This window comes from Streptomyces dioscori (genome assembly GCF_003024195.1).
GTDB classification, from domain to species: Bacteria; Actinomycetota; Actinomycetes; order Streptomycetales; family Streptomycetaceae; genus Streptomyces; species Streptomyces dioscori.
The window spans coordinates 366,331-391,782 of record NZ_KZ679043.1; the positions used below are offsets into that span (position 1 = coordinate 366,331).

Sequence of the window (25,452 nt, forward strand, 5' to 3'; positions counted from 1 at the left end):
GAGACCGGGGCCCAGGTGGGGACCTGGGCCGGGGCCCGGGTCGGGACCGAAGCCGGGTGCCGGGTCGGGACCGAAGCCGGGTGCCGGGTCGGGTGGCGGGTCGGGGCCCGGCGCGGGCCGGGTGCTGGCCACCGTCGCCGTACTGGTGGCCGCGCTGGGGCTGGGTGCCCTGAGCCCGGCCGAGGCGGTTTCCCCGGCGGCCTCCGGGGGGTCTTCCGAGGTGACCTCCGACGGCTACCCGGCGGGGGCCGCCGACACAGCGCACGGCTTCGCCTCGCTCGAAGGCGGTACGACGGGAGGCGCCGGCGGCGAGGTCGTCACCGTGACCACCCAGGCCGGCCTGGAGCGCTACGCGGCGGCCGAGGAGCCGTACGTCATCCGGGTGGCCGGGACGATCACGGCCGAGCCGTTCGGCGCGGACATCGCCGTGGCCCCGGACAAGACGATCATCGGCGTCGGCACGACCGGAGAACTCGTCCAGGGCGAACTGCACCTGGCCCCCGGCACCCACAACGTGATCATCCGCAACCTGACGATCCGCGACTCGTACGTCGAGGGCGACTGGGACTGCAAGGACACGGACTTCGACGGTATCCAGATGGACACCGCCCACCACGTCTGGATCGACCACAACCGCTTCTCGCGGATCTGCGACGGACAGCTCGACATCCGCAAGGACAGCGAGTACGTCACCGTCTCCGCCAACCGCTTCGAGGACAACAACAAGACCTTCGGCATCGGCTGGACGCCGAACGTGAAGACGCAGATCACCATCGACCACAACTGGTTCCGCGGCACGAAGCAGCGCAACCCGTCCGCCGACAACTGCGCCTACGCCCACCTCTACAACAACTACATGACCGCCCAGGCGGACCCCGGCGACCCGGTGTGGACGTACGGCAACTGGTCCCGCGGCGCCACGAAGATGGTCATCGAGAACAGCTACTACGACGGCGTCCAGCACCCCTACCAGGCCGATGCCACGGCCGAGTTGGTGCAGCGCGGATCGATCCTGAAGCACACCACCGGCCGTCACGACGCATGGGGCGCGGCATTCGAGCCGCGGGACTTCTACGCCTACCGGCTCGACCCCGCGGCGGCCGTACCCGCGCTCGTGTCCAGGTTCTCCGGGCCGCAGCAGAAGCTCGGACACAACTTCACAGCGACACAACCCTCGTTGGATCCAGAAGAAGAGAGCCGATCATGAAGAGCAGCATTCGAAGCAGCGGCATGCGCAGCAGCAGAGGAGCGCGCCGTTCCGCGGCCGCCGTCGCCGTGAGCGCGGTCCTCGCGCTGACCGCCACCGCCTGCGGTGACGACGGCAGCGGGTCGTCGGGCGACAAGGGCGCCGAGGGCAGTGGCAAGGGCGAGATCACCTTCTGGGACAACAACGGCGGTGTCCGCACCGACATCTGGAAGGAGATCATCGCCGACTTCGAGAAGGCGAACCCGGACATCGACGTCAAGTACGTGCCGATCGCCGCCACCGAGTACCAGTCCAAGGTCGACACCTCCATCCAGGCCAAGGGGCTGCCCGACGTCGGCGGTGTCGGCGCGGCGATGCTCGCGGGCTTCGCCGCGCAGAACGCGCTGGAGCCGCTGGACGACCGGCTCGGCAAGTCCTCGCTGAACGGCAAGCTCAACGAGGACATGGTCAAGTCGCTGAAGGCCGCGGGAGGTGGCGGCGCCGACGACAGCACGCTGTACTCCGTCCCGACCTCCGCCAACAACGGCGTGCTCTACTACCGCACCGACCTGTTCAAGTCGGCCGGCCTGGACGCGCCGACCACCTGGGACAAGTTCTACGAGTCCGCCGACGAGCTCACCGACAAGGACAAGAACGCCTTCGGTTACACCATCCGCGGTGGCGCCGGATCCATCGCCCAGGCGCTGGACGCGATGTACGGGCAGTCCGGGATCACCTCGTTCTGGGACACCGGCAACGAGAAGACCACCGTCAACGACCCGAAGAACGTGGCGGCCCTGGAGAAGTACACGGGTCTCTTCAAGAAGGTCACCCCCGCCGCCGACCTCAACAACGACTTCACCAAGATGGTCGCGCAGTGGGACTCCGGCACGATCGGCATGCTCAACCACAACCTGGGCTCCTACCAGGACCATGTGAAGGCGCTGGGCGCCGACAAGTTCCGCGGTATTCCGCAGCCGGTCGGGCCCGGCGGAAAGCGGGTCCAGGTCTCCAACCCGGTGGACGGCCTCGGCATCTTCAAGACCTCCAAGAACAAGGACGCCGCCTGGAAGTTCATCGAGTTCGCCACGGAGAAGGCGCAGAACTCCAGGTTCAACGAGTCCGCGGGGCAGGTGCCGTCCAACAACGACGCCGCGAAGGACGCGTGGGTCTCCGATGCCGAGCCGACGAAGTTGGCGGCCGAGGCGTTGACCGATGGTTCCACGACCATCGTGCAGCTGCCTTACTACCTGCCCGACTGGAACACCATCTCGAAGACCGACAATGAGCCGGCTTTCCAGAAGGTGCTGAACGGGTCGTTGAGCGAGAAGGAGTTCCTGGACACGTTGGCCGAGCAGTTGAACACGGCTCAAACGGAGTGGAACGAGCAGAAGGGGTAACGCTGGCCGCTGGTTGCTGGCCGTTGGCTGGGGTGGTGGGGTGACTGCGGGGCCCGTCGTGGCTGGTCGCGCAGTTCCCCGCGCCCCTAAAGGCAAAGGCAAAGGCAAAGGATTGCGCCGTTCCCCGCGCCCCTTGAGGCAGAAGACGGAAGGCATATTGACGTGAGGCTCACTCGTAGACAGGTCACCACGGCTGCGCTCGCCGCCGTTCCGCTCGCTGTTGCCGGGACCGGGCCCGCTGTTGCCGCCTCGCAGGGGCGGCCCCGTGGGCGTACGGTCTTCGTCGCCGGTGATTCCACCGCCGCCCAGAAGTATGCCGACGCCGCGCCCGAGACCGGGTGGGGGATGCCGTTGCCGTTCTTTCTGCGGGAGGGGCTGGTCGTGGCCAACCATGCGGTGAACGGGCGGAGTTCCAAGAGTTTCATCGATGAAGGGCGGCTCGACGTCGTTCTTGGTGCCGTTCGGCCCGGCGATCTTCTGCTCGTCCAGTTCGGGCACAACGACTCCAAAACCGCCGATCCCACGCGGTACACCGAGCCGTGGACCACGTATCAGGACTATCTCCGGCAGTACGTCGACGGGGCGCGGGCGCGGGGAGTGCGGCCGGTGCTCGCCACGTCCGTGGAGCGGCGGAAGTTCGACGCCGACGGGAATGCCGTGGCGACCCACGGCGACTATCCGGCGGCCATGCGGGCCCTTGCCTTGGAGGAGGGGGTGGCGCTGCTCGACATTCAGGCGTTGTCGATCGCCCTCTGGCAGGAGCTGGGGGCCGAGGAGACGAAGAAGTACTTCAACTGGACCGAGGTCGAGCAGGACAACACGCATTTCAATCCGCCCGGGGCGGTTGCCGTGGCCCGGATGGTCGTGGGGGAGTTGTTGCGGCGAAGGGTGCTTTTGCCGCGGGATGTCCGGCGGTTGGGTGAGGTGATTCCCGAATCGTGGATCACTTGGCCTGCGGCCTGAGTCGAGCTTTCAGTTGGTTCGTTCGTACGTGCCGGTCCGTCGTGGCTGGTCGCGCCGTTCCCCGCGCCCCTGAAGACAAAGACGAAAGATTGCGCCGTTCCCCGCGCCCCTGAGTAAGTCGCCCCAAACTCTGCTGGAAAGGAACCGTGGATATGCGTTCTTCTATATGGCATGTACATGCCATTTCTGTCCTCGCCGGATGCACCGCGCTCGCTCTCGGTGCGACCGCGACCGTCGCCCATGCCCAAGCGGGGCAGGCTGTCCAAGGTCGTGATCTCGGGCGGGAGACCCTTGCCGTCGGGGACGGGTGGGGGGCCGAGGGGGCCGGGACCAGTGGAGGTTCGGCGGCCGACGCCTCGCACGTCTACACCGTCACCACCTGGGACGCCTTCAAGGCCGCGCTGAAGGCCGGTGGTGACGCGCCGAAGATCGTCAAGGTCAAGGGCGTCATCGACCCGGTCGCCGAGGGATGTGCCGCCTTCGCGGCCCCCGGGTATGACTTCGACGCCTATCTGGAGAAGTACTCGCCCGAGAACTGGGGCCTGGACACCGATCTGTCCGGGGAGCCCGCCGACAGCCCCGAGGGCCTGCGGGCCGCCTCGGCCGCCGGTCAGGACGCCGCCATCAAGGTGAACGTCCCCGCCAACACCACCATCGTCGGCGTCGGCAAGGGCGCCGGCATCAGAGGCGGCAGCCTGCAGATCAAGGGCGTCGACAACGTCATCCTGCGCAACCTCACCATCGAGGCCCCACTGGACTGCTTTCCGCAGTGGGACCCGACCGACACGGCCACCGGTGCCTGGAACTCCGAGTACGACGCGGTCGTCGTGTACGGCTCCACCCATGTGTGGGTCGCCAACAACACCCTGACCGACGGCCGTTACCCGGACAGCACCCTGCCCACGTACTTCGGCCAGACCTACCAGCAGCACGACGGCCTGCTCGACATCGTGCGCGGCGCCAACTACGTGACGGTGTCCTGGAACTCGGTCGAGGACCACGACAAGACCATGCTCATCGGCAACAGCGACAGCGCCGGAGCGACCGACACCGGCAAGCTCAAGGTCACCCTGCACCACAACAGGTTCGAGGGCATCGTCGAGCGGGCGCCGCGGGTCCGATTCGGGCAGGTCGACTCGTACAACAACCACTTCGTGGTGCGCGAGGGGCAGTCGTACGGCTACACCTTCGGCGTCGGGATCTCCTCCCAGCTGTACGCCTCCGACAACGCGTTCTCGCTGCCCACCGGTGTCAGTGCCGCCAAGACCCTGAAGAAGTGGAGCGAGGCGCCGCTGACCGCCGAGAACAACTACGTCAACGGCCGCAGGACCGACCTCATCGCCGTCCACAACGCGGAGATCCCCGCCGAGACCCTCCAGTCCGGCGCCGGCTGGACACCCACCCTGCGGACCAGGGTCGACTCGCCGCGTGTCGTGCCCGGCATCGTCGACGGCCGCGCGGGCGCCGGAAAGGTCTGCTGACCATGGCTCCGCGGACAGGGAGCAGCAGACGGTCCTTCGTCGTCGCGAGCGTCGGGGCCGCCCTCGCGCTGGGCGCCGGGGGCACCGCCCACGCGAGCGGCCGGTCCCCCTTCGGGCGGTACGGCTCGCCGTCGGCCCGCCTCGACGAGCGGACCCTGTACGTCCATCCCGGCGGCCTCGGCGATCACACCACGGTCCAGGCTGCCGTGACCGCCGCGAGCGGAACCGGACACACGCTGGTCATCGCGCCGGGAACGTACCGCGAGACCGTCGCCGTCGGCGCCGCCCGTACGGAGCTGACCTGGCTCGGTGCCTCCGAGGACGCGCGTGACGTCGTGATCGTCTACGACAACGCCAACGGGACGCAGAAGCCGGACGGCTCCGGCCCCTACGGCACGACCGGCTCGGCGACCACGACCGTGCAGGCCGACGGGTTCACCGCCCGGGACGTCACCTTCGCCAACGACTGGCTGCGCGCCGACCATCCCGAGATCACGGGCACCCAGGCCGTCGCCATCAAGGTGCAGGGGGACCGGTCGGCGTTCCTTCACTGCCGTTTCCTCGGCCATCAGGACACGCTGTACGCCGACTCCCTCGCGCTCACCGCCTTCGCCCGGCAGTACTTCGCGCACTGCTATGTCGAAGGGGACGTGGACTTCGTGTTCGGGCGGGCCACCGCCGTGTTCGAGCACTGCCACTTCCGCACGCTGCAGCGCACGGACCTCGCCGGGGCCCCGTACGGCTTCGTCTTCGCGCCCTCGACCGCGGTCGCCAACCCGCGCGGCTATCTGGTGACCGACAGCCGGGTGACCAGCGAAGCGCCGGACGCCTACTACAAGGTGGCCCGGCCCTGGGTGCCCGGGTCCGACCCCACCGCGCGGCCGATGCTGACCGTGCGCGAGACCCGCCTCGGCGCCGGGATCGACGCGGTGGAGCCGTACACCAACATGTCCGCCACCTATCCGTGGCAGAGCCAGCGGTTCGCCGAGTACCGCAACAGCGGTCCGGGCGCCGACATCACCGTCCCCGAGAACAGGCCCCAGCTCACCCGCGCCGAGGCCGCCTCGCACACCCGGCGGACCTATCTGGGCGACTGGGCCCCCTGGTCACGGGAGGGGTGCTGAGATGCGGCGGCGGACCCTGATCACGGGGGCGGTGGGTGCTGTCGGCGCCCTTGCGGCGGCCGGCGCCTCACCGGTCGCCGCTGCCTCCTCCTCTTCCGACCCGCGCCGCCGGGTGCTGCACGTCCGCCCCGGCGACTCCGTCCAGGCAGCCGTCGACGTGCTCGCGGACACGGCCGGCGTCACGGGGGACCGGTCGCGCTTCGAACGGGTCCGGTTCCTTGCCCATCAGGACACCCTGTTCGCGGACACCACCGCGCTGGGCTCCTTCGACCGGCAGTACTACCGGGGCTGCCACATCGAAGGTGACGTGGACTTCGTCTTCGGACGCGGGCGGGCGGTCTTCGACGGCTGCCGTCTCCACACGCTCGACCGGGACGTGAGCTTCCGGCCGGAGGGCATGGTGTTCGCCCCCGCCACGGCCCGCGCGAACCCGTACGGCTTCCTCGCCGTGCGATGCCGTGTCACCTCCGGTGCCGAGGACGGCGCGTACAAGGTCGCCCGGCCGTGGGTGCCGTCCTACGAGACCACCGCCTGGCCGTCGCTCGTGGTGCGGGACACCTGGCTGGGGCCCGGCATCGACGCGGCGGCGCCGTACATCGACATGCGTGAGGCGTACCCCTGGCAGACCATGCGCTTCCGGGAGCACGCCAACTCCGGTCCTGGCGCAGTCGTTCCGGCGCCGGAGAACCGGCCGCAGCTCACGGCGGCGGAAGCCGCCTCGCACACCCGCAGGACGTATCTCGGTGACTGGAGGCCGTATGAGCAACGGTAGTGAACAGTCATCCCTGGACCGGCCGTCCCTCGACCAGTCACCCCTGGACCAGTCGCGCCTGGACCGGCGGTCGTTCGTGGCGGGTGCCGGGGCGGCGGCGCTGCTGGGTGTGGCGGGAGCCGGAGCGTCCGCGGCCCAAGCCGCCCAAGCCACCGCCCCCGCGGCACAAGTGACGGGCATCGTGGAGGGCAACCTCCCCGACTTCCACCCCCTCCTCAAGGAAGAGCTGCGCTTCCCGCTCGCCTGGGGCACCTCCCCGGTCCGCGACTTCCGGGCCTGGCGGCGGACGGCCCGCGCGAGGGTCGAGGAGCACCTGCTCGTCGAGCGGGACCACACCCCGTACGGGCAGGAGTTCAGCGGGCGCGCCGAAGCCGACGGGTACACGCGCGAGTCGGTGACCCTCTCCCTCACCCGGTACGAGCGCGTCCGCGGCTCCCTGCTCACCCCGCACGGCACCGGACCCTTCCCCGCCGTCCTCCTGCTCCACGACCACGGCGCCAAGTTCGACATCGGGAAGGAGAAGCTGGTCCGGCCCTGGGACGACGACACGCGGCTGGCCTCCGCGCAGGCCTGGGCGGACCGCTGCTTCGGCGGGCGGTTCGTCGGTGACGAACTGGCCCGGCGCGGATACGTGGTCCTCGCCCTGGACGCCCTAGGCTGGGGCGACCGCGGCCCGGTCACGTACGAGCAGCAGCAGGCCCTGGCGAGCAACTTCTTCAATCTGGGGTCCTCGCTCGCCGGACTCATGGCCCGCGAGGACGTGCGCGCCGCCGCTTTCCTGGCCGGTCTGGACCGGGTGGACCGGCGGCGGGTCGCGGCCGTCGGGTTCTCCATGGGTGCCTTCCGTGCCTGGCAGACGGCCGCCCTCAGCGACGACATCGCGGCCGCGGCGAGCGTGTGCTGGATGACCGGGCTGAAGGAGGTCATGGTGCCCGGCAACAACATCCTGCGCGGCCAGTCCTCGTACTGCATGCTCCACCCCGGGCTCGCCCGGCATCTCGACTTCCCCGACGTGGCGAGCATCGCCGCGCCCAAGCCGTCGCTCTTCTTCCACGGCGCCCTGGACACCCTGTTCCCCGCGGAGGGTGTCCGGGTCGCCCACGAGAAGCTGCACGCCGTCTGGCGCTCGCGCCATGCCGGGGAGCACCTGCGCACCAAGGTCTGGCCCGAGCTGGGCCATGTGTTCACCGTGCCCCAGCAGGACGAGGTCTTCACCTGGCTCGACGCCGTCCTGTGACAGCGGACCCCATGACACCCCCCCACACCGCTCACATCACCCTCGTCACCCGCCGAACGACGAAAGGTCCCCCCACCATGTCCCGTCGTACCGTTCTCTCCTTGACCGCGGCCCTCGCCCTCGGTGCAGGACTCGCCGTGATCCCCACCCAGGCGCAGGCCGCCACCGTGGTCGTCAGTACGACCACAGACCTGACCAACGCCATCAAGAACGCCACCGCCGGTACGGTCATCCAGGTGCGCGCGGGCACCTACTACCCGACGGCGACCCTCCAGTCGACCACCAACGGCAGCTCCTCCAGCCGCATCCACCTGCAGCCCTACGGCTCCGAAACCGTGAAGATCGACGGCTCGAACCTCCCCGACGGGGACTGGATCTTCAAGCTCACCGCCGACTACTGGACCGTCTCGGGCATCACGTTCCAGAACTCCCCGGACAGCGCGGTCGTCTGCCAGTCGTGCGCCTCGACCGTCTGGGAGAACATCAAGACCATCAACGGCGGTGACTCGGGCTTCACGCTCACCGGGGACAGCACCACCAACAACACCGTCCGCAACATCGACTCGTACGGTCACTACGACGCCGCCACCCACGGCGAGAACGCGGACGGGATCGCCGTCAAGTTCGGCTCCGGCAGCGGCAACCTGATCACCGGGGCCCGCCTCTACAACAACTCGGATGACGGCCTGGACTTCTGGTCGTTCTCGTCCCCGGTCACCGTCGAGCACACCTGGGCCATGGGCAACGGCAAGAACCGCTGGTCGGACTCGGCGTTCGCGGGCGACGGCAACGGCTACAAACTCGGCGGCGACGGCGAGGTGGTGGCCCATGTCGTCAACAACTCGGCGGCCTGGGACAACGCGGGCAGCGGCTTCACGGAGAACAGCAACACGGGCGCCATCGTCATCAACCGCACCACCGCCTACGCCAACGTCAAGTACGGCTACTACTTCGCCACCGGCGCGGCCAGGCTCGGCAAGAACCTGGCCGTGGGCAACGGTTCGTCGGTCAGCAAGGGAAGCTCGGTCGTCTCGGCCGGCAACAACTGGGACTCGGGGATCTCGACGCCCTCGTTCCGCTCCACGGACGCCTCGACGACGTACAACAGCCGTCAGTCGAACGGCGCGCTGCCCGTGACCACGTTCCTGACCACGGGCAGCACGACGATCGGCGCGACGATGGACTGAGGCCGTCGGACGTGCGAACGCCCCTCGCGGTCGTCACCGGCGAGGGGCGTCGCTCTGACTGGCCGAGGGGGGCTCAGGCCAGCAGCTTTGTGGGGTCCGACGACCCTGCGGTCAAGGACCCTGTGTCCAAGGACCCTGTGGTCACCGACCTTGTGGTCACCGACCTTGTGGTCACCGACCTTGTGGTCACCGACCTTGTGGTCACTGGTACGTGATGTCAGATGCCGTGTAGTCGCAGTAGGTTCCGTCCGGGCCCGAACCGTTTGTCGTCGGCTCGGCGCCCGTGTTGTTGCCGATGTACTTCTGGCACGGCACGATCTTCTTGCTGCTGTCACCGACGACCGTGATGTTCCGCAGGGCCGCGGTGTCGCCGTAGTTGGTGTTGATGCCGACCAGCCGCGAACCCGGCGCGGTCACCTCGACGGTGTTGAAGATCGAGGTCCGCTTGTACTGCGTCGAGCAGTTGCCGCAGGAGCGGTACAGCGTCTTGAAGTCCTGGACCGCGAACTTCGACACGACGAGCTTGCCGCCCCCGTTGTGCTGGAACACCTTGTCCGCGGCCTTCTTCGCCCCGCCGCCGTACACGGTGTAGACGGCGGAGTTGCCGCCCTTGAAGGTCGCGGCGTCCTCGCCGACGTCCTCCCACCACACGTTCTGCAGGGTGCAACTGCCCTGGCAGTGCACGCCGTCGGCACCCGGCGCACCGATGATGACGTTCTTCAGTGTCGCTCCGTCGGCGAGCTGGAAGATCGGGTCCTGGCCCTCCTCCTGGCCGTCACCGGCGAGATCGCCGCTGCCGTAGTAGCGCTTGTAGCCGCCGTCCCGGGTGCCGGAGACGGCGATCGTCGACGAGACGGCTTCGCTGCCGGTGGCGGTCGGCCAGGTGGTGGCGGCGCTCGCCGTCGACATCATCGTGCTGGTGAACATCGCGGCTCCCGTCAGGGTGAGCGCGGACACACCACCGATGAGGGCACGCTTGCGGTCGGTCCTGCGGCGGTGACGTGCACGGGGTTCCACGCGTGAGGTCATGTCCCGTTCCTTCGGGTGGGGAGAGATCTTGCGTCTCCTGGTCGCCACCCGGACGGCATGGGTTGCCGCGCGCCGCGATTCTTCTCGACCTTCAGTCCTGCGCGAAGTCGCCCCCGACCGCCAGTTCCTCGCGGTCGGCGCGGGCGTCGGCCGTATACGCGTCGTCCCCGGCGTCGCGGCCACCGCGGTCGTGGTCGTACTGGCCCGCGAACACCCACTCGCCCGGCCACACCGTACGGCCCGGCTTGAGCGTCCATGTGTAGGTGAGGAAGCCGCCCTTCTCGGCGACGGACGCGGTGAAGTCGTCCTCGGGGGCGGACCGCCAGGAACCGGTCGAGGTGACCCCACCGGTCTGCCTGACCTTCAACACGACGGTCAGGGAGGTGAGTTGCTTCTCGTTCCTCACCGTCACATTGCTCTGCGCCCAGAACTCGTTGCTGTGCGGGTCGACCGACCCGTCCGACCACAACGGGCCGTCCTCGACGTCGGCACCGGTACTGGTACTCGTACCGGCGGTGGGGGAGGCCGGAGGGCTCGAACGCTCCGGCGAGGGAGCAGGACTGGGACTGACCGCCACCGTCTGGTCGTTCGGCGTCTCGGCCTTCAGCGCCGACGCGACGGCGTACCCGCCGACCGCGAGCACGCCCGCGACCGCGGCCGTGGCCCCGACGACACGGAACCAGCCGAGCGCGGTCGGCCGCGGGTCGGGCCCCGGCGCGTGCTGCCCACCGGCCATCCCGCGTTCGACGCGGGCCAGGATGCGGGCACGATCGGGCTCGTACGACTCGGCCGACTCCCGTAGCCGGGACCGCAGTTCGCCGTACGGTGCGCCGCCGTGCAAGTCGCCGTGCGGTTCGTCGCGCAGTTCGTCGTGCACGTCCTTCATCGGCCGCTCCCCCCGGTGATTCCCCCGGTGCCACCCGCACGCAGCGCCGCCGCGTGCATGCGCCGCGGAGCGTCCCGCGACCCCAGCAGCCGCTGCAGCTCAGCCATCCCCTTCGACGTCTGGCTCTTCACCGTACCCACCGAGACACCGAGGGTGAGCGCGGTCTCCTTCTCCGAGAGGTCGAAGGAATGGCGCAGGACCACACACGCCCGCTTGCGGAACGGCAGTCTGCGCAGCGCCTCCTGGACGTCCACCATGCCCGGCACGTCGGGGTTCTCGGTCCTGTCCTCACGCTGCGACCAGAACAGGGTGACCCGCCGCCGTTCGCGCACCGCGCTGCGGATCCGGCTGCGCGCCATGTTGGCGACCACACCGCGGGCGTACGCCACCGGGTGGTCCGCGGCGCGCACACGGTCCCAGCGGTGCCACAGTGCGAGCAGCGCGTCCGCCGCGAGATCGTCGGCCGCGTCCGACTCGCCGGTCAACAGATGGGCCAGCCGGGCCAGTTCGGAGTAGTGCCGCTCGAAGAAGTCATGGAACTCCACGGAGGCGGCGTCGTCGACGACAGTGCCCACGGGCGACCTCTCCCTGTCGGTTCATTCTGTAACACGATGAAAACCTGAAACTGGTTCAACGCGGGAACAATCCAGCCAGCATCCGCTCACCAGGCACGCAGGTAACGAGGAGCATCCGCCATGTCCGAAACGCAGCAGGTGGAGGACCGGCCAGGCGCCGGGCCGCCCCAGGACAACAGCGTCGACCGGTTCTTCAAGATCTCGGCCCGGGGCTCCACCGTCGGCCGGGAAGTACGCGGCGGCTTCGCCACGTTCTTCACGATGGCCTACATCCTTGTCCTGAATCCCATCATCCTCAGCAGCGCGAAGGACAAGTTCGGCGACCAGCTCGACAGCGTCCAACTGGTCACCGCCACCGCCCTGGTGGCCGCGGTGATGACGATCGTGATGGGCGTCGGCGGCAACCTGCCGCTCGCGCTCGCCGCGGGCCTCGGCCTCAACGCCGTCGTCGCGTTCCAGGTCGCCCCGCTGATGAGCTGGGACGACGCGATGGGCCTCATCGTCCTCGAAGGCCTGCTGATCTGCGTCCTGGTGGTGACGGGACTGCGCGAGGCCGTCATGTACGCGATCCCGCAGCCGCTCAAGCAGGCGATCAGCGTCGGCATCGGGCTGTTCATCGCGTTCATCGGCTTCGTCGACGCCGGGTTCGTCAGCCGCATACCGGACGCCGCCAACACCACCGTGCCGGTGCAGCTGGGGGCCACGGGCGCGCTGACCGGCTGGCCGATCCTGGTGTTCTGCCTCGGGGTGCTGCTGACCATCGGGCTCCTCGCCCGCAAGGTCAAGGGCGCGATCCTGATCAGCATCGTGACCATGACGGCCGTCGCGATCGTCGTCAACGAGATCGCGGACGTCAAGAGCTGGGGCCTGACCACGCCCCAGGTGCCCGACGACGTGGTGGCCTCGCCCGACTTCGGACTGCTCGGCGACTTCAGCCTGTTCGGCGCGTTCGGCGAGGTCAGTGTGATCACCGTCGTGCTGCTGGTGTTCACGCTGATCCTGTCGGACTTCTTCGACACCATGGGCACGGTCGTCGGCATCAGCGCGGAGGCGGGGCTGCTGGACGAGGAGGGCAAGGTGCCGAACCTGGGCCGGGTCCTGCTCATCGACGGCGCCGCCGCGGTCGCGGGCGGGGCGGCGTCCGCGTCCTCCGCCACGTCGTACATCGAGTCGGCCGCGGGGGTCGGCGAGGGAGCCCGTACGGGGTTCGCGAACCTCGTCACGGGCGGGCTGTTCGCCTGTGCGCTCTTCCTGACGCCGCTGCTGACGATCGTGCCGATGCAGGCGGCGGCGCCGGCGCTCGTCGCGGTCGGGTTCCTGATGATGACCCAGGTCAAGCACATCGACTGGGACAGGTACGAGATCGCCATCCCCGCGTTCCTGACGATCGCCGTGATGCCGTTCACGTACTCGATCACGAACGGGATCGGGGCGGGGTTCGTGTCCTACGTCCTCATCAAGACGGTGCTGGGGAGGGCGAAGGAGGTGCACTGGTTGCTGTGGGGCACGTCGGCGCTGTTCCTGATCTATTTCGCGATCGACCCGATCGAACAGATCCTGAACGTGAAGTAACCGCCGGCGGGGGCTGTCGGTAGCCTGCGGCCCCGGTGGTGGCGGGCCGCGCAGTTCCCCGCGCCCCCATCAGGGGCGCGGGGAACTGCGCAATCTTTTGGCTCGGCCCCCACCGGACCGCAGGTCAGGGAACGGGCAAGGAACGGGCAAGGTCACCCCTTGAGCGCGGCCCGCATCACGGCCTCGGCAACAGGCGCAGCCAAACCGTTCCCGCTCACTTCGGACCGCGCCGCATCCGACTGCTCCACCACCACGGCGACAGCGACCTCCTTCTCGGAGGAGTCGGACTTCGCGTACGACGTGAACCACGCATACGGCGTCTTGCTGTTGTTCTCGCCGTGCTGAGCCGTACCGGTCTTGCCTCCCACCGTCGCCCCGGAGATCCGCGCGTTCGTCCCCGTCCCCTCCTCGACGACCGTCCGCATCGCCGACTGCAGCTGCTCGGCCGTGGACGAACTGACGATCTCCTTGCTCTCCGTGTCGTCGTCGTAGTTCTCCAGCACATCCCCGTTCGCGTCGCTGATCCGCGACACCATGTGCGGTGAGACCAGCTTCCCGCCGTTGGCGATGGCGGCCGACACCATGGCCATCTGCAACGGCGTCGCGGTCACGTCGAACTGCCCGATGCCCGTCAGCGCGGTGGACGACCTGTCCATGTCCGACGGGTACACGCTCGTGTAGGCACGTACGGGCACGTCCTGGGACGTGTCGTTGAAGCCGAACTTCTCCGCCATCGCCTTGACCTTGTCCTGGCCGAGGTCGACGGCCATCTTCGCGAAGACGTTGTTGCACGAGTACTGGAGCGCGACCCGGATCGACGCGTCCTCACAGGGAGCCGACTTGCTCTCGTTCGCCAGGTCCGTCGTCGTGCCCGGCAGCGTGTACGGGTTCTCGCTGTCCGTCTTCTCGTCCACCGAGGAGTACAGGCCGTCCTCCAGCGCCGCTGCCGCCACGACCAGTTTGAACGTCGAGCCCGGCGGCAGCGGCTGGCGCAGCGCCCGGTTCGTCATGGGCTTCTCGGAGTCCTTGGTCAGCTTGTTCCAGGCGTCGGAGTCGCCCGCGCTGAGCACCGTGGGGTCGTAGGACGGGGTGGAGACGACACCGAGGATCCTGCCGGTCCTCGGGTCGATGGCCACGGCCGCGCCCTTCTTGTCACCGAGCGCCTTGTAGGCCGCCTTCTGCACGTCCGGGTCGATGGTGGTGATCACATCGCCCGGGTCGGAACGCTCGCCGGTGACCGTGTCGAGGGGGTTCTTCAGGCGGTTGTCCGTGCCGTCGAGCAACTGCTGGTAGACGCCCTCCAGCTGCGTGGCCCCGAACACCTGCGAGCTGAACCCGGTGACGGCCGAGTAGAGACTGCCGTCGGTGTACGTGCGCTTGTACTTGAGGTCGCTGCCTTTCGTCTGCGCGGAACCGGTGACCGCGTCGCCGCCCACGATGATGTTCCCGAGCGGGTACGCGTACTGCTCGATCGCGTTCCGACGGTTGTCCTTGTCCTCTGCGAGCGCCTGCCCCTCGTAGAACTGCACCCAGGTCGCTCTGACCAGCAGAGCGAACACGAGCAGCAGAGTGAAGACGGAGGCGCGCCTGATCGTTTTGTTCATCCCGCCCAGAAGGACGAGCAAGAACCCCCCGAACGTTCCCTTCGCCCACGTTTCTCATGGACAGTTCATCAACGCCAGCCCCGGTCAGGGGCGCGTGTTTTTTTGGGGGGCGCGGGGAACGGCGCAATCTTTTAGGGGCGCGGGGAACTGCGCGACCAGCCACGACGCACCCGCACGTCACCCCCGGAGCACAAGCACAACCTCGTCGATCTCGGCCCCCCGCGCGTTCGCGAAGCCCCGGTCCCGCCCGGTCACAACGAACCCACACTTCTCCAGCACCCGCAAGGATCCCGCGTTGTCCGCCGCCGCCCGCCCGTACAACGGCCGCTCGGGTACGACGACGAGCATCGCCCGCAGCGCGGCGGTCGCGATCCCCCGCCCCCAGTACGCGCGATCGATCCAGTACGTCACCTCGCGCTCGCCCGGTTCCCCGTACACCGCCGCGTTCCCGACGACATCCCCGTCGACGAGGATCGTGCGGTTCACGGCGGACGAGGCGAGGACCCGCTTCCAGTGGGCGTCGAAGGCGTCCCGGTCGGTCGGATCCTTCGAGGTGAACGCGGCCATCCGTACGGACTCGGGATCGTTCGTCTGCCGGAAGAACACCGGCAGATCACTGTCGTGGACCTCGCGGAGTTCGACCTCGGGGGACGGACGGGACGGGTAGGACGGGTCGGACATGTCAGAGCCTCCGGGTCGCGAGCGTCAGCCGGTCCCGCGCGTCGAAGAGCGCGTCCTTCACCATCTGTTCGTGCGCCGGCGTCAGCCGCGCCACCGGCACCGAGCAGCTGATCGCGTCCCGTGCGGGCGTCCGGTAGGGGATCGCCACGCCGAAGCAGCGCAGCCCCAGCGTGTTCTCCTCGCGGTCCACCGCGAACCCCTGCTCCCGTACCAGGTGCAGCTCCTCGATGAGCTTCTCCCGGTCGGTGATCGTGTGCTCGGTCAGCGCGGGCAGCGTCTCCGGCAGCAGTTTGCGTACCTGCTCGTCGGTGTGGGTCGCGAGGAGCGCCTTGCCGAGGGACGTGGAGTGGGCGGGCAGCCGGCGCCCCACGCGGGTGAAGGGGCGCAGATAGTGCTGGGACTGGCGGGTCGCGAGGTAGACGACGTTCGTGCCGTCGAGGCGGGCCAGGTGGATGGTCTCCGTCGTGTCGTCGGAGAGCCGGTCCAGTGTCGGCCGCGCCGCCGCGACGACCTCGTCACCGTCGATGTACGACGTGCCGACGAGCAGCGCCCGTACGCCGATGCCGTACCGCGTGCCCGTCGCGTCGGTCTCGACCCAGCCGAGCTCCACCAGCGTGCGCAGCAGCATGTAGAGACTGGACTTGGGATACCCGACGGCCTCCTGCACGGCGGCCAGGGAGTGCATACCGGGGCGTCCGGCGAAGTACTCAAGCAATTCAACCGTCCGCACTGCGGACTTGACCTGTGCTCCGCCGCCCGTCTCGCCTGCCGACATCGGCCTTGACCCCCTAGTTCGCCGGGAAATAGTCTCGACAGCATATTCACCATCAGAGACAGCGTTCAGCATATCGAACGCCCCTGGTGAGTGGCACATGTACTTCGGCATTACATCTGGAGGGACCCGCGGTGGCAGCAGCACCAGTCTGGAGTGTCGACCCCCGAACCGGGAAGCAGCGCGAGCAGGTTGCGGTGGAAGCCACAGCCCAGGAGGTGGACGACGACGTCCGCGCCGCGCACGCCGCCCGGGGGGCTCTCGCCGACCGCACGGTCCGCGCGGCCTTCCTGCGTACCGCGGCCGACCTGCTCGAAGGCGCCAAGGAGCACCTCGTGGAGGCGGCCGACGCGGAGACCGCGCTCGGCCCGGTCCGGCTCACCGGCGAACTCGCCCGCACCTGCTACCAGCTGCGGGCCTTCGCGGACATCGTCGACGAGGGCGAGTTCCTCGGCGTCGTGATCAACCACCCCGACGCCACCGCGACGCCGCCGATCCCGGATCTGCGCCGTTACAAGGTGCCGCTGGGTGTCGTCGCCGTCTACTCGGCCTCGAACTTCCCCTTCGCCTTCTCGGTGGCCGGCGGTGACACCGCGAGCGCGCTCGCCGCGGGCTGCCCGGTCGTCGTCAAGGCGCACCCCGACCACCCCGGACTGTCCGAGCTGGTCGCCTCCGTCGTGCGCCGGGCCGCGGCCCAGCACGACATCCCGGACGGCGTCCTCGGCCTCGTGCACGGCTTCGAGGCGGGCGTCGAGCTGGTCAAGCACCCGCTGGTGTCGGCCGCCGGATTCACCGGTTCGGTACGTGGCGGACGAGCCCTCTTCGACGCGGCGGCGGCACGGCCCGCGCCGATCCCGTTCCACGGCGAACTGGGATCGCTCAACCCGGTCGTGATCACCGAGGCCGCCGCCGCCGAGCGCGCCGAGGCGATCGGTACGGGGCTCGCGGGCTCCATGACGCTGGGCGTCGGCCAGTTCTGTGTGAAGCCGGGCCTGGTGCTGGCGCCGGCCGGTGCGGCGGGCGACCGCCTGCTGAAGTCCCTCACGGACGCGGTGAGCGACACGGAGGCGGGAGTCCTCCTCGACCACCGCATGCGCGACAACTTCGTCGCGGGGGTCGCCGAGCGTGCGGGGCTGCCCGGCGTGGACGCGCCGGTGACGCCGGGTGCGGGCGGTGAGCACACGGTGAGCGCCGGCTTCCTGACGGTCTCCGCGCAGAAGCTGGCCGCCGAGGGCGAGTACGACCTGCTGCTCGAAGAGTGCTTCGGGCCGGTGACCGTGGTCGCGCGCTACGAGGACGAGGCCGAGGCGAACGCGGTGCTCGCGCGGCTGCCCGGCAACCTCACCGCGACCGTGCACCTCTCCACGGAGGAGGAGGCCGGTGGAGGGCGTGGCGCGGAGATCCTCGCGGAGCTCACGCCGCTCGCGGGGCGGGTCGTCGTGAACGCCTGGCCGACGGGGGTCGCGGTGGCTCCTGCCCAGCAGCACGGGGGGCCTTATCCGGCCACCACGTCGACGTCCACGTCTGTGGGTGGGACCGCGATCGAGCGGTGGCTGCGGCCTGTCGCGTACCAGAACGCCGCGGAGGCGTTGCTGCCGGCGGAGCTGCGGGATTCCAACCCGTTGGGGTTGCCTCGGCGCTTCAACGGGCGGCTTGAGCGCTAGCGCTCCGCTTGTTCGACCGTTGGGCCCGGGGCCGGTTCGTCGGCCGCGGGCCCGCTGTGGTTGCCCGCGCAGTTCCCCGCGCCCCTGAAGGGCGCCGTTGGTGCGGTGGCCGGTTTGCCGGGTGCTGGTCCGCTGTGGCTGGTCGCGCCGTTCCCCGCGCCCCTGGAGTGCCCCTGGCCCCCAAAGGGGCTGTGGCCCCCGCGGAGCTGGCAGACTCTGTGGATGGACGTGAAAATTCCTGAACTTCCCTTTTCGCTTCGGTCGTACGGGCCCGACGGGCACTGGTCGTACGAGGACGGGGTGCTCACCGGGTGGGCCGGGGCCCGGCAGGACCGGTTCGTGCCGCCCACCGACGAGGGGCTGGACCCCGCGTCCGACGCGCCCCGGCTGCTGGGGGCGCCCGAGGGGGACTTCCAGCTCATCGCCCGTGTGACGGTCGGCTTCGCCGGGGCCTTCGACGCCGGTGTCCTCTACGCGCACGTGGGCGAGCGGGCCTGGGCCAAGCTCTGCCTGGAGAACTCCCCGGACGTGCCCACCGTCTGCACGGTCGTCACCCGCGGGCACTCCGACGACGCGAACTCCTTCACCGTCGACGGCAGCTCCGTCTGGCTCCGGATCAGCCGCACCGGCCGCGCCTTCGCCTTCCACGCCTCCAAGGACGGGGAGCGCTGGACCTTCGTCCGTCTCTTCACCCTGGGCGAGGAGAAGGAGACCGGGGCCGCCCTCGTCGGATTCATGACCCAGTCACCCATGGGTGAGGGCTGCGTGGTCACGTACGACCACATCGAGTTCCGCCCGGACTGGCCGGCCGACCTGAGGGACGGTCACTGATTTACGGGCGCTCCCCATTTCCCGGTCCACTTTGAATGCGGACCTAATTATGCTTTTATTTTCCTAGGGTTTCCCTTAAGCTTCTGCCCGATTTCTCGGAACCTAAACACCACAGTTTTGCGAAGATCGATCTCGTAATTCGGGCAGGTCTCACGGCGGTTAAGCCCTTGTGACGCAATACACAACCGCGCCACTTTGTCCGGTATTTCCCGGACAAAGTGGCGCTTTCGGCCAGCTCCACGCGCGGCCCGCGCCCGCGTGATAACACATGCGCTCTGCTTGTGTAACCCCACTCGGCGATGCGATTTCGATTTTTGCTGGGTAAATTCAATAGACATGACCGCCGCACAAGCAGACCTGCAAGCGGAATTCCTGGAAATGCCAGAAGGGTTGCGGATCGACCGTCCGCACGTGGACGACGGAGCCGCACTCTGGCGCATTGCCAAGGACTCCGGGACCCTCGACCTGAACTCCTCCTACAGCTACCTGCTGTGGTGTCGTGACTTCTCCGGCACGTCCGTGGTGGCGCGTACGGCCGACGGCGAACCCGTCGCCTTCGTCACCGGTTACATCCGGCCCGAGCGCCCGCACACGCTTCTCGTGTGGCAGGTCGCCGTCGACGCGGCGCAGCGGGGCCGAGGCCTCGCCGCCGCACTCCTGGACGGGCTGACCCGCCAGGTCATCGGCCGGCACGAGCTGACCTCCATGGAGACCACGATCTCCCCGGGCAACACCGCCTCCGAGCGGCTGTTCACCTCGTACGCGGCGCGTCACGGCGCCAGCGTCGAGCGTGAGGTCCTGTTCGACACAGGGCAGTTCCCCGACGGCCCGCACGACCCAGAAGTGCTGTACCGCATCGGTCCCCTGTCGTTCTGAACAACCCCCCACGCCCGAGGAGTGCACCTGTGACCATCACCCAGCCCGACCTGAGCGTCTTCGAGACCCTGGAGTCGGAGGTCCGCAGCTACTGCCGCAGCTGGCCCACCGTCTTCGACCGCGCGCAGGGCAGCCGCATGTACGACGAGGACGGCCACGAGTACCTCGACTTCTTCGCGGGAGCCGGCTCACTCAACTACGGACACAACAACCCGGTACTGAAACGGGCCCTGATCGACTACCTGGAACGCGACGGCGTCACCCACGGTCTCGACATGTCGACGACCGCGAAGCGCAGCTTCCTGGAGTCGTTCCAGAACCTGGTGCTGCGCCCGCGCGACCTGCCCTACAAGGTCATGTTCCCCGGCCCGACGGGCACCAACGCCGTCGAGTCCGCGCTGAAGCTGGCCCGCAAGGTCAAGGGACGCGAGTCGATCGTCTCCTTCACCAACGCCTTCCACGGCATGTCGCTCGGCTCGCTCGCCGTGACCGGCAACGCCTTCAAGCGGGCCGGCGCCGGCATCCCGCTCGTGCACGGCACGCCGATGCCGTTCGACAACTACTTCGACGGCCAGGTCCCGGACTTCCTCTGGTTCGAGCGGCTCCTTGAGGACCAGGGCTCCGGCCTCAACAAGCCCGCCGCCGTGATCGTCGAGTCCGTGCAGGGCGAGGGCGGCATCAACGTCGCCCGCGTCGAGTGGCTGCGCGCCCTCGCCGAGCTGTGCGAGCGCCAGGACATGCTGCTGATCGTCGACGACATCCAGATGGGCTGCGGCCGTACGGGCGCCTTCTTCTCCTTCGAGGAGGCGGGGATCGTGCCCGACATCGTGACCGTCTCCAAGTCCATCAGCGGGTACGGGCTGCCCATGTCCCTGTGCCTGTTCAAGCCCGAGCTGGACATCTGGGAGCCGGGCGAGCACAACGGCACGTTCCGCGGCAACAACCCCGCGTTCGTGACGGCCGCCGCCGCCCTCCAGACGTACTGGTCCGACGGGCCCGCCATGGAGAAGCAGACCCGCACCCGCGGGGAGCAGGTCGAGCAGGCGCTGATCTCCATCACCGAGGAGAACCTCGCCGACGTGAAGGAGTACCGCGGCCGGGGCCTCGTGTGGGGCATGGAGTTCCACGACAAGGAGCGCGCGGGCCGGGTGGCGCACCGCGCCTTCGAACTCGGCCTGCTGATCGAGACGTCGGGCCCGGAGAGCGAGGTCGTGAAACTCCTCCCCGCGCTCACCATCACACCCGACGAACTGGACGAGGGCCTTCGTACCCTCGCCCGTGCCGTCCGCGAGACGGCCTGAACCACCACACCCCCTTGCACGCCAGCCTGAAGGAGGCTTCGTACCACCGTGATAGTCCGTTCGTTCAAGGAGATCGAAGGCACTGACCGACACGTGAAATCGGCGTCGGGCACCTGGGAGAGCAAGCGCGTCGTCCTCGCGAAGGAGCGGGTCGGCTTCTCGGTGCACGAGACGATCCTGTACGCGGGCACGGAGACGTCGATGTGGTACGCGAACCACATCGAGGCCGTGGTCTGCGTGGAGGGCGAGGCCGAACTCACCGACGACGAGACCGGCAAGAAGTACACGATCACGCCGGGCACCACCTACCTCCTCGACGGCCACGAGAGGCACACCATGCGGATCAAGGAGGACTTCCGCTGCATCTGTGTCTTCAATCCGCCGGTGACCGGACGCGAGGACCACGACGAGAACGGCGTCTACCCCCTGCTGACCGAGCCCGAGGAGGTCTGAACGATGACGACCATCACCGACCTGTATCCCAGCCGCGGCACCAGTGAGGTGTCCGTACCCCGGCAGGACCCGGTCGTGTGGAGCGAACCGGGCGCGCCGGGGCCGATCCCGGCGGACGCCCTCCAGGGGTACGAGCGGGACGGGTTCCTCGCCGTCGAGCAGCTCATCGACGACGACGAGGTCGCGCTCTACCGGGCCGAGCTGGAGCGCATGGTCACCGACCCGGCGGTCCGCGCCGACGAGCGCTCGATCATCGAGCCGCAGTCGCAGGAGATCCGCTCGGTCTTCGAGGTCCACAGGACGAGTGAGATCTTCGCCCAGCTCGTGCGTGACGAGCGCGTGGTCGGACGCGCCCGGCAGATCCTCGGCTCCGACGTGTACGTGCACCAGTCGCGGATCAACGTGAAGCCCGGCTTCGGCGCCAGCGGCTTCTACTGGCACTCGGACTTCGAGACCTGGCACGCCGAGGACGGTCTGCCGAACATGCGGACGGTGTCCGTCTCGATCGCGCTGACCGAGAACCACGACACCAACGGCGGCCTCATGATCATGCCGGGGTCGCACCACACGTTCCTCGGCTGCTCCGGAGCGACGCCGAAGGACAACTACAAGAAGTCGCTGCAGATGCAGGACGCGGGCACGCCCTCCGACGAGGCGCTCACCAAGTACGCCTCCCAGCACGGCATCAAGCTCTTCACGGGCCGGGCCGGCTCGGCGACCTGGTTCGACTGCAACTGCATGCACGGTTCGGGCGACAACATCACGCCGTTCCCGCGCTCGAACGTCTTCATCGTGTTCAACAGCGTGGAGAACGCGGCGGTGGAGCCCTTCGCCGCGCCGGTGCGCCGCCCCGAGTTCATCGGGTCGACGGACTTCACCCCCGTGAAGTGACGTACGCCTGAAGGTGATCGGCCCGGTGCCCGACTCGAACGAGTCGGGCACCGGGCCGACTGCCTTACAGCGCCGGGTAGTCCGTGTAGCCCTTCGCGTCCCCGCCGAAGAACGTCGTCGGGTCGGCCTCGTTGAAGGGACCGCCGGCCTTCAGCCGCGCGGGCAGGTCGGGGTTGGCGAGGAACAGCTGCCCGTAGGCGACCAGGTCGGCGACGCCGTCCTCGACGAGTGCCAGGGACTCGGGCCCCGTCGGCCCCTCGGTCGCCGGGTTCAGGACGAACGCCCCGCTGAACCGCTTGCGCAGCGCGAGCGTCAGCTCACGGATGTCGCCGACCTCGGTGATGTGCAGATAGGCCAGACCGAGCGGCTCCAGCGCGTCCACGAGCGCGGTGTACGCGGCCTCGGGCTCGGGCTCCTGGATGCCGTTGTACGGGTTGCCGGGCGAGAGGCGGATGGCCGTGCGCCCGGCACCGATCTCCGCGGCGACGGCCTTGACCGCCTCGACCGCGAACCGGATGCGGTTCTCGACCGGGCCGCCCCATTCGTCGGTGCGGTGGTTGGAGCCCGGGGCGAGGAACTGGTGGATCAGATAGCCGTTGGCGCCGTGCAGCTCGACCCCGTCGAAGCCGGCCTCGACCGCGCCCCGGGCGGCGTCCACGAACTCGCCGATGGTGGCGCGCACCTCGTCGCCGGTCAGCTCGCGCGGGGTGACGAAGTCGAGGGGGCCCTCGTGGGTGTAGACCTGCCCCTCGGCCCGTACGGGCGAGGCGCCGACGTTGACGAGCCCCTCGGGCAGCAGGCTGGGGTGGCCGATCCGGCCCGCGTGCATGAGCTGCGCGAAGATCCGGCCGCCCGCGGCGTGCACGGCGTCGGTCACCTTGCGCCAGGCCGCGATCTGCTCGGCGGTGTGCAGCCCCGGCGTGTCCGGGTAGCCCTGGCCGACCGCCGACGGCTGGACGCCCTCGGTGACGATCAGGCCCGCGGAGGCCCGCTGGGCGTAGTACTCGACGCTGATGTCGGTCGGCGCTCCGCCCGCGCCGGCCCGGCTGCGGGTCATCGGCGCCATGACGATGCGGTTGGCGAGCGGTGTGCCGGACAGGTCGATCGGGTCGTAAGCGGTGGTCACGGCTGCTCCTGGGGAAGAGTACGGGGAATGTATGTGGTCGGCCAATGATTGGAACAAGGCGCCACCGTAACCCATTCCTTGGTCGGCCAAGTTATTGTCCGTGAAAAGCTGGCCGCCACGAACGTGCGCGGAACCGGGAGCCAGGATGAGTGCCACCCACGAGGTCGCGGCCTCTCAGGCCGACCCCGCCTGTACCGAGGAGACGCCCTCTGCGGCGTGCGGAGGTCAGGTCAGCTACGCCATCTCCCGGGTGGCCCGGATGCACCGGGCCGCGGCGGGCAGGCTGCTGCGCGGGTCCGGCCTCTACCCCGGCCAGGAGTTCGTGATGATGCACCTGTGGTACGCGGGCGCGGTACGTCAGTCGGAGCTGATCAAGGCGGTCGAACTCGACCCGTCGACGGTCACGAAGATGCTCCAGCGGCTGGAACAGGCGGGCCATGTTCGCCGCCGCCCCGACCCCAGGGACGGCCGCGCGGTCCTCGTCGAGGCGACGGAGGACAGCTGCGGCCTGCACGAGGAGGTCACCCAGGCCTGGACCAGCCTGGAGGAGCACACCCTCGCCGGGCTGAGCCCCGACGAGCGCGACCAGCTCTCCGGACTCCTCGCACGCGTCGAGGCGAACCTGTGCACGGAGTCGGGCGACTGCCCGGTCCCGTCCGGGGCCGACCGGCCCTGAGGCCCGGTGCGGGACCGGTTCGAGTGGGCCCGGTCCGGTCCGGGCGGGCCCGGCCCGGTTCGGCGGGCGCGGTCCGGTTCGGCGGGCGCGGTCCGGTGCTGACGGATACGCCCTAGAGCCAGGCCAGTGAGGCAGCCCGCTCCAGCACGTGGTGTACGGCCTCCTCGTCGCCCACCACCCCGCGAGGCACCGACGTGGGTGTGTGCCGTCCGCCCACCAGCAGGCAGAAGTCCACGGCCTGCAGGGCGAGTTCACCCCGGACCGGCTCCCCCTCGGAGCCGAGCACCCACTGCGGGTCACCCCCGACGCCCGTCACCGCGAACAGCACCGGCGGCGCCGCCGGCCCCAGCGCCAGACCGAGCATCCGGACGGCCAGCCGGACCATCTGCCCCAGATGCGCCTCGACCGGCGGCGGCACGGCGAGCCCGAGCGCACGGCCGATGTCCACCGTGTGGATCCAGGTCTCGAAGGCCCGCCCCAGGAAATGGTCGGCCACGGGCAGCCGTACGCCCAGCATCGTCGTGGCGTGCGAGGCCCGTTCGGGATCCCGGGCCTCCGGCGTCGCCAGCAGCGCCGAGCTCTGCGCGGACCACGCGGCCACCGTCTCCTCGGGGGAGCGCGTCCGCTCGTACGCGATCGTGTCGGCGGTCCTGGCCTCCCAGGCCTCCTCCCACGGCATCTCCGCCGTGCTCCAGGAGGCCGGAGCGTGCGCCGGAACCCCGACGAGGCGGGCCAACTCCCCGTCGGCGGCGATCAGATGGCCGACCGTGTCCCGGACGTCCCAGTCGTGCACGACGGGTGTGCCCCACGGCCGGTGGCCGTCCACCTCGCGCAGCAGCGCGGTGAGCCCGGTGACCGCGGCGGCGTACGGGGCGGCGTGTGCGGCGACGCGCGGCGCGGTGGGCCGCGCCCGCAGAGCGGCGGCGAGTACGCCTTCCGACAGGGCTGAACCGTTGTTCATGGCGGCCTGCTCCGGTATTCCCGGTGGCCCGTCCAGCAGCCGTACCGTCTCACGGAGCCGCTCCGCCTCCGCGGCGCAGCTCTCGCAGCCGGCCAGATGCAGCGGCACGGCCTTCTCGTCCGCGGGCTGCAGCGCGCCGAAGGCCCAGGCGGCCAGCAGTTCGGGCACGCCGTCGTGGTCGTCGCTCACCGGAGGCCGCCTTTC

At 69.3% G+C, this 25,452-nt stretch carries 23 protein-coding genes and 1 pseudogene; 16 read left to right on the forward strand and 8 right to left on the reverse strand.

Annotated features, from left to right (window positions below; genetic code table 11):
- Window positions 1-121: 121 nt before the first annotated feature.
- The 8 genes and pseudogenes from C6Y14_RS17960 to C6Y14_RS17995 all read left to right on the forward strand — a co-directional run.
- Window positions 122-1,174, forward strand: a pseudogene (locus C6Y14_RS17960) (pectate lyase family protein); the annotation flags it as partial.
- A gap of 56 nt (window positions 1,175-1,230) precedes the next feature.
- Window positions 1,231-2,586, forward strand: a complete 1,356-nt coding sequence (locus tag C6Y14_RS17965) for an ABC transporter substrate-binding protein (RefSeq protein ID WP_107017703.1) — start codon at window positions 1,231-1,233, stop codon at window positions 2,584-2,586.
- A 162-nt stretch (window positions 2,587-2,748) separates the two neighbouring features.
- Entirely contained in the window at window positions 2,749-3,549 is an 801-nt protein-coding gene (locus tag C6Y14_RS17970; RefSeq protein ID WP_107017704.1) for a rhamnogalacturonan acetylesterase, read from the forward strand.
- Between the two features lie 152 nt (window positions 3,550-3,701).
- Complete coding sequence (locus tag C6Y14_RS17975; protein ID WP_107017705.1) at window positions 3,702-5,030, forward strand: pectate lyase family protein; 1,329 nt, start codon at window positions 3,702-3,704, stop codon at window positions 5,028-5,030.
- 2 nt (window positions 5,031-5,032) lie between these two features.
- Complete coding sequence (locus C6Y14_RS17980; RefSeq protein WP_107017706.1) at window positions 5,033-6,154, forward strand: pectinesterase family protein; 1,122 nt, start codon at window positions 5,033-5,035, stop codon at window positions 6,152-6,154.
- A 1-nt stretch (window position 6,155) separates the two neighbouring features.
- Window positions 6,156-6,926, forward strand: coding sequence for a pectinesterase family protein (locus C6Y14_RS17985; protein WP_107017707.1), 771 nt, complete (start codon window positions 6,156-6,158; stop codon window positions 6,924-6,926).
- Window positions 6,913-8,163 carry a dienelactone hydrolase family protein gene (locus tag C6Y14_RS17990; RefSeq protein ID WP_107017708.1) on the forward strand — a complete coding sequence of 417 codons (1,251 nt, stop codon included), beginning with the start codon at window positions 6,913-6,915 and terminating at the stop codon, window positions 8,161-8,163. Before C6Y14_RS17985 ends, C6Y14_RS17990 begins: the two co-directional genes overlap by 14 nt.
- Before the next feature lie 77 nt (window positions 8,164-8,240).
- Window positions 8,241-9,350, forward strand: a complete 1,110-nt coding sequence (locus C6Y14_RS17995; protein ID WP_107017709.1) for a right-handed parallel beta-helix repeat-containing protein — start codon at window positions 8,241-8,243, stop codon at window positions 9,348-9,350.
- Between the two features lie 201 nt (window positions 9,351-9,551).
- On the opposite strand, the gene C6Y14_RS18005 is transcribed toward C6Y14_RS17995, so the two are convergent.
- From C6Y14_RS18005 to C6Y14_RS18015, 3 genes are all read right to left on the reverse strand, one after another.
- Window positions 9,552-10,379: a pectate lyase gene (locus tag C6Y14_RS18005; RefSeq protein ID WP_107017711.1), complete on the reverse strand. Its 828-nt coding sequence runs from the start codon at window positions 10,377-10,379 to the stop codon at window positions 9,552-9,554.
- 91 nt (window positions 10,380-10,470) lie between these two features.
- A complete protein-coding gene (locus C6Y14_RS18010; RefSeq protein WP_225891142.1) occupies window positions 10,471-11,265 on the reverse strand; it encodes a hypothetical protein in 795 nt (264 codons plus the stop codon).
- Window positions 11,262-11,840: a SigE family RNA polymerase sigma factor gene (locus C6Y14_RS18015; RefSeq protein WP_107017712.1), complete on the reverse strand. Its 579-nt coding sequence runs from the start codon at window positions 11,838-11,840 to the stop codon at window positions 11,262-11,264. Before C6Y14_RS18015 ends, C6Y14_RS18010 begins: the two co-directional genes overlap by 4 nt.
- Window positions 11,841-11,960: 120 nt before the next feature.
- Between C6Y14_RS18015 and C6Y14_RS18020 the strand changes: the two genes are divergently transcribed.
- Window positions 11,961-13,412 carry an NCS2 family permease gene (locus C6Y14_RS18020; protein WP_107017713.1) on the forward strand — a complete coding sequence of 484 codons (1,452 nt, stop codon included), beginning with the start codon at window positions 11,961-11,963 and terminating at the stop codon, window positions 13,410-13,412.
- A 152-nt stretch (window positions 13,413-13,564) separates the two neighbouring features.
- On the opposite strand, the gene C6Y14_RS18025 is transcribed toward C6Y14_RS18020, so the two are convergent.
- From C6Y14_RS18025 to C6Y14_RS18035, 3 genes are all read right to left on the reverse strand, one after another.
- On the reverse strand, window positions 13,565-15,016 hold the full coding sequence (locus tag C6Y14_RS18025; protein ID WP_107017839.1) for a peptidoglycan D,D-transpeptidase FtsI family protein: 1,452 nt from the start codon (window positions 15,014-15,016) through the stop codon (window positions 13,565-13,567).
- Window positions 15,017-15,193: 177 nt separating this feature from the next.
- Complete coding sequence (locus C6Y14_RS18030; protein WP_107017714.1) at window positions 15,194-15,697, reverse strand: GNAT family N-acetyltransferase; 504 nt, start codon at window positions 15,695-15,697, stop codon at window positions 15,194-15,196.
- A gap of 1 nt (window position 15,698) precedes the next feature.
- Window positions 15,699-16,472, reverse strand: a complete 774-nt coding sequence (locus tag C6Y14_RS18035) for an IclR family transcriptional regulator (RefSeq protein ID WP_107017715.1) — start codon at window positions 16,470-16,472, stop codon at window positions 15,699-15,701.
- 131 nt (window positions 16,473-16,603) lie between these two features.
- Between C6Y14_RS18035 and C6Y14_RS18040 the strand changes: the two genes are divergently transcribed.
- The 6 genes from C6Y14_RS18040 to thpD all read left to right on the forward strand — a co-directional run bounded on the left by C6Y14_RS18040 (window position 16,604) and on the right by thpD (window position 22,485).
- Window positions 16,604-18,133, forward strand: coding sequence for an aldehyde dehydrogenase (NADP(+)) (locus tag C6Y14_RS18040; protein ID WP_107017716.1), 1,530 nt, complete (start codon window positions 16,604-16,606; stop codon window positions 18,131-18,133).
- 222 nt (window positions 18,134-18,355) lie between these two features.
- Complete coding sequence (locus C6Y14_RS18045) at window positions 18,356-18,964, forward strand: DUF1349 domain-containing protein (protein ID WP_107017717.1); 609 nt, start codon at window positions 18,356-18,358, stop codon at window positions 18,962-18,964.
- 336 nt (window positions 18,965-19,300) lie between these two features.
- Window positions 19,301-19,840 carry a diaminobutyrate acetyltransferase gene (gene ectA / locus C6Y14_RS18050; protein WP_107017718.1) on the forward strand — a complete coding sequence of 180 codons (540 nt, stop codon included), beginning with the start codon at window positions 19,301-19,303 and terminating at the stop codon, window positions 19,838-19,840.
- Between the two features lie 29 nt (window positions 19,841-19,869).
- Complete coding sequence (gene ectB, locus C6Y14_RS18055; protein WP_107017719.1) at window positions 19,870-21,141, forward strand: diaminobutyrate--2-oxoglutarate transaminase; 1,272 nt, start codon at window positions 19,870-19,872, stop codon at window positions 21,139-21,141.
- Window positions 21,142-21,189: 48 nt separating this feature from the next.
- Window positions 21,190-21,594 (forward strand): ectoine synthase, encoded by a 405-nt coding sequence (locus C6Y14_RS18060; protein ID WP_107017720.1) that lies wholly within the window; start codon window positions 21,190-21,192, stop codon window positions 21,592-21,594.
- Between the two features lie 3 nt (window positions 21,595-21,597).
- On the forward strand, window positions 21,598-22,485 hold the full coding sequence (gene thpD / locus C6Y14_RS18065) for an ectoine hydroxylase (RefSeq protein WP_107017721.1): 888 nt from the start codon (window positions 21,598-21,600) through the stop codon (window positions 22,483-22,485).
- Between the two features lie 64 nt (window positions 22,486-22,549).
- Here thpD and C6Y14_RS18070 read toward each other — a convergent pair whose 3' ends face one another.
- A complete protein-coding gene (locus C6Y14_RS18070) occupies window positions 22,550-23,611 on the reverse strand; it encodes an alkene reductase (RefSeq protein ID WP_107017722.1) in 1,062 nt (353 codons plus the stop codon).
- A gap of 145 nt (window positions 23,612-23,756) precedes the next feature.
- On the opposite strand from C6Y14_RS18070, the gene C6Y14_RS18075 reads away from it, so the two are divergent.
- Complete coding sequence (locus tag C6Y14_RS18075) at window positions 23,757-24,287, forward strand: MarR family winged helix-turn-helix transcriptional regulator (RefSeq protein ID WP_107017723.1); 531 nt, start codon at window positions 23,757-23,759, stop codon at window positions 24,285-24,287.
- Between the two features lie 112 nt (window positions 24,288-24,399).
- On the opposite strand, the gene C6Y14_RS18080 is transcribed toward C6Y14_RS18075, so the two are convergent.
- Window positions 24,400-25,437: a maleylpyruvate isomerase family mycothiol-dependent enzyme gene (locus C6Y14_RS18080; protein ID WP_107017724.1), complete on the reverse strand. Its 1,038-nt coding sequence runs from the start codon at window positions 25,435-25,437 to the stop codon at window positions 24,400-24,402.
- Between the last annotated feature and the right edge of the window lie 15 nt (window positions 25,438-25,452).

Bases quoted from the DNA above. Each gene is read 5' to 3' on its own strand.
- C6Y14_RS17980 (WP_107017706.1), top strand. From the start codon at position 5,033: ATGGCTCCGCGGACAGGGAGCAGCAGACGGTCCTTCGTCGTCGCGAGC.
- C6Y14_RS17975 (WP_107017705.1), top strand. From the start codon at position 3,702: ATGCGTTCTTCTATATGGCATGTACATGCCATTTCTGTCCTCGCCGGA.
- C6Y14_RS18035 (WP_107017715.1), bottom strand. From the start codon at position 16,472: ATGTCGGCAGGCGAGACGGGCGGCGGAGCACAGGTCAAGTCCGCAGTG.
- C6Y14_RS17990 (WP_107017708.1), top strand. From the start codon at position 6,913: ATGAGCAACGGTAGTGAACAGTCATCCCTGGACCGGCCGTCCCTCGAC.
- thpD (WP_107017721.1), top strand. From the start codon at position 21,598: ATGACGACCATCACCGACCTGTATCCCAGCCGCGGCACCAGTGAGGTG.
- C6Y14_RS18010 (WP_225891142.1), bottom strand. From the start codon at position 11,265: ATGAAGGACGTGCACGACGAACTGCGCGACGAACCGCACGGCGACTTG.
- C6Y14_RS18075 (WP_107017723.1), top strand. From the start codon at position 23,757: ATGAGTGCCACCCACGAGGTCGCGGCCTCTCAGGCCGACCCCGCCTGT.
- C6Y14_RS18030 (WP_107017714.1), bottom strand. From the start codon at position 15,697: ATGTCCGACCCGTCCTACCCGTCCCGTCCGTCCCCCGAGGTCGAACTC.
- C6Y14_RS18020 (WP_107017713.1), top strand. From the start codon at position 11,961: ATGTCCGAAACGCAGCAGGTGGAGGACCGGCCAGGCGCCGGGCCGCCC.
- C6Y14_RS18005 (WP_107017711.1), bottom strand. From the start codon at position 10,379: ATGACCTCACGCGTGGAACCCCGTGCACGTCACCGCCGCAGGACCGAC.
- C6Y14_RS17965 (WP_107017703.1), top strand. From the start codon at position 1,231: ATGCGCAGCAGCAGAGGAGCGCGCCGTTCCGCGGCCGCCGTCGCCGTG.
- C6Y14_RS18045 (WP_107017717.1), top strand. From the start codon at position 18,356: ATGGACGTGAAAATTCCTGAACTTCCCTTTTCGCTTCGGTCGTACGGG.
- ectA (WP_107017718.1), top strand. From the start codon at position 19,301: ATGACCGCCGCACAAGCAGACCTGCAAGCGGAATTCCTGGAAATGCCA.
- C6Y14_RS17985 (WP_107017707.1), top strand. From the start codon at position 6,156: ATGCGGCGGCGGACCCTGATCACGGGGGCGGTGGGTGCTGTCGGCGCC.
- C6Y14_RS18025 (WP_107017839.1), bottom strand. From the start codon at position 15,016: ATGAACAAAACGATCAGGCGCGCCTCCGTCTTCACTCTGCTGCTCGTG.
- C6Y14_RS17995 (WP_107017709.1), top strand. From the start codon at position 8,241: ATGTCCCGTCGTACCGTTCTCTCCTTGACCGCGGCCCTCGCCCTCGGT.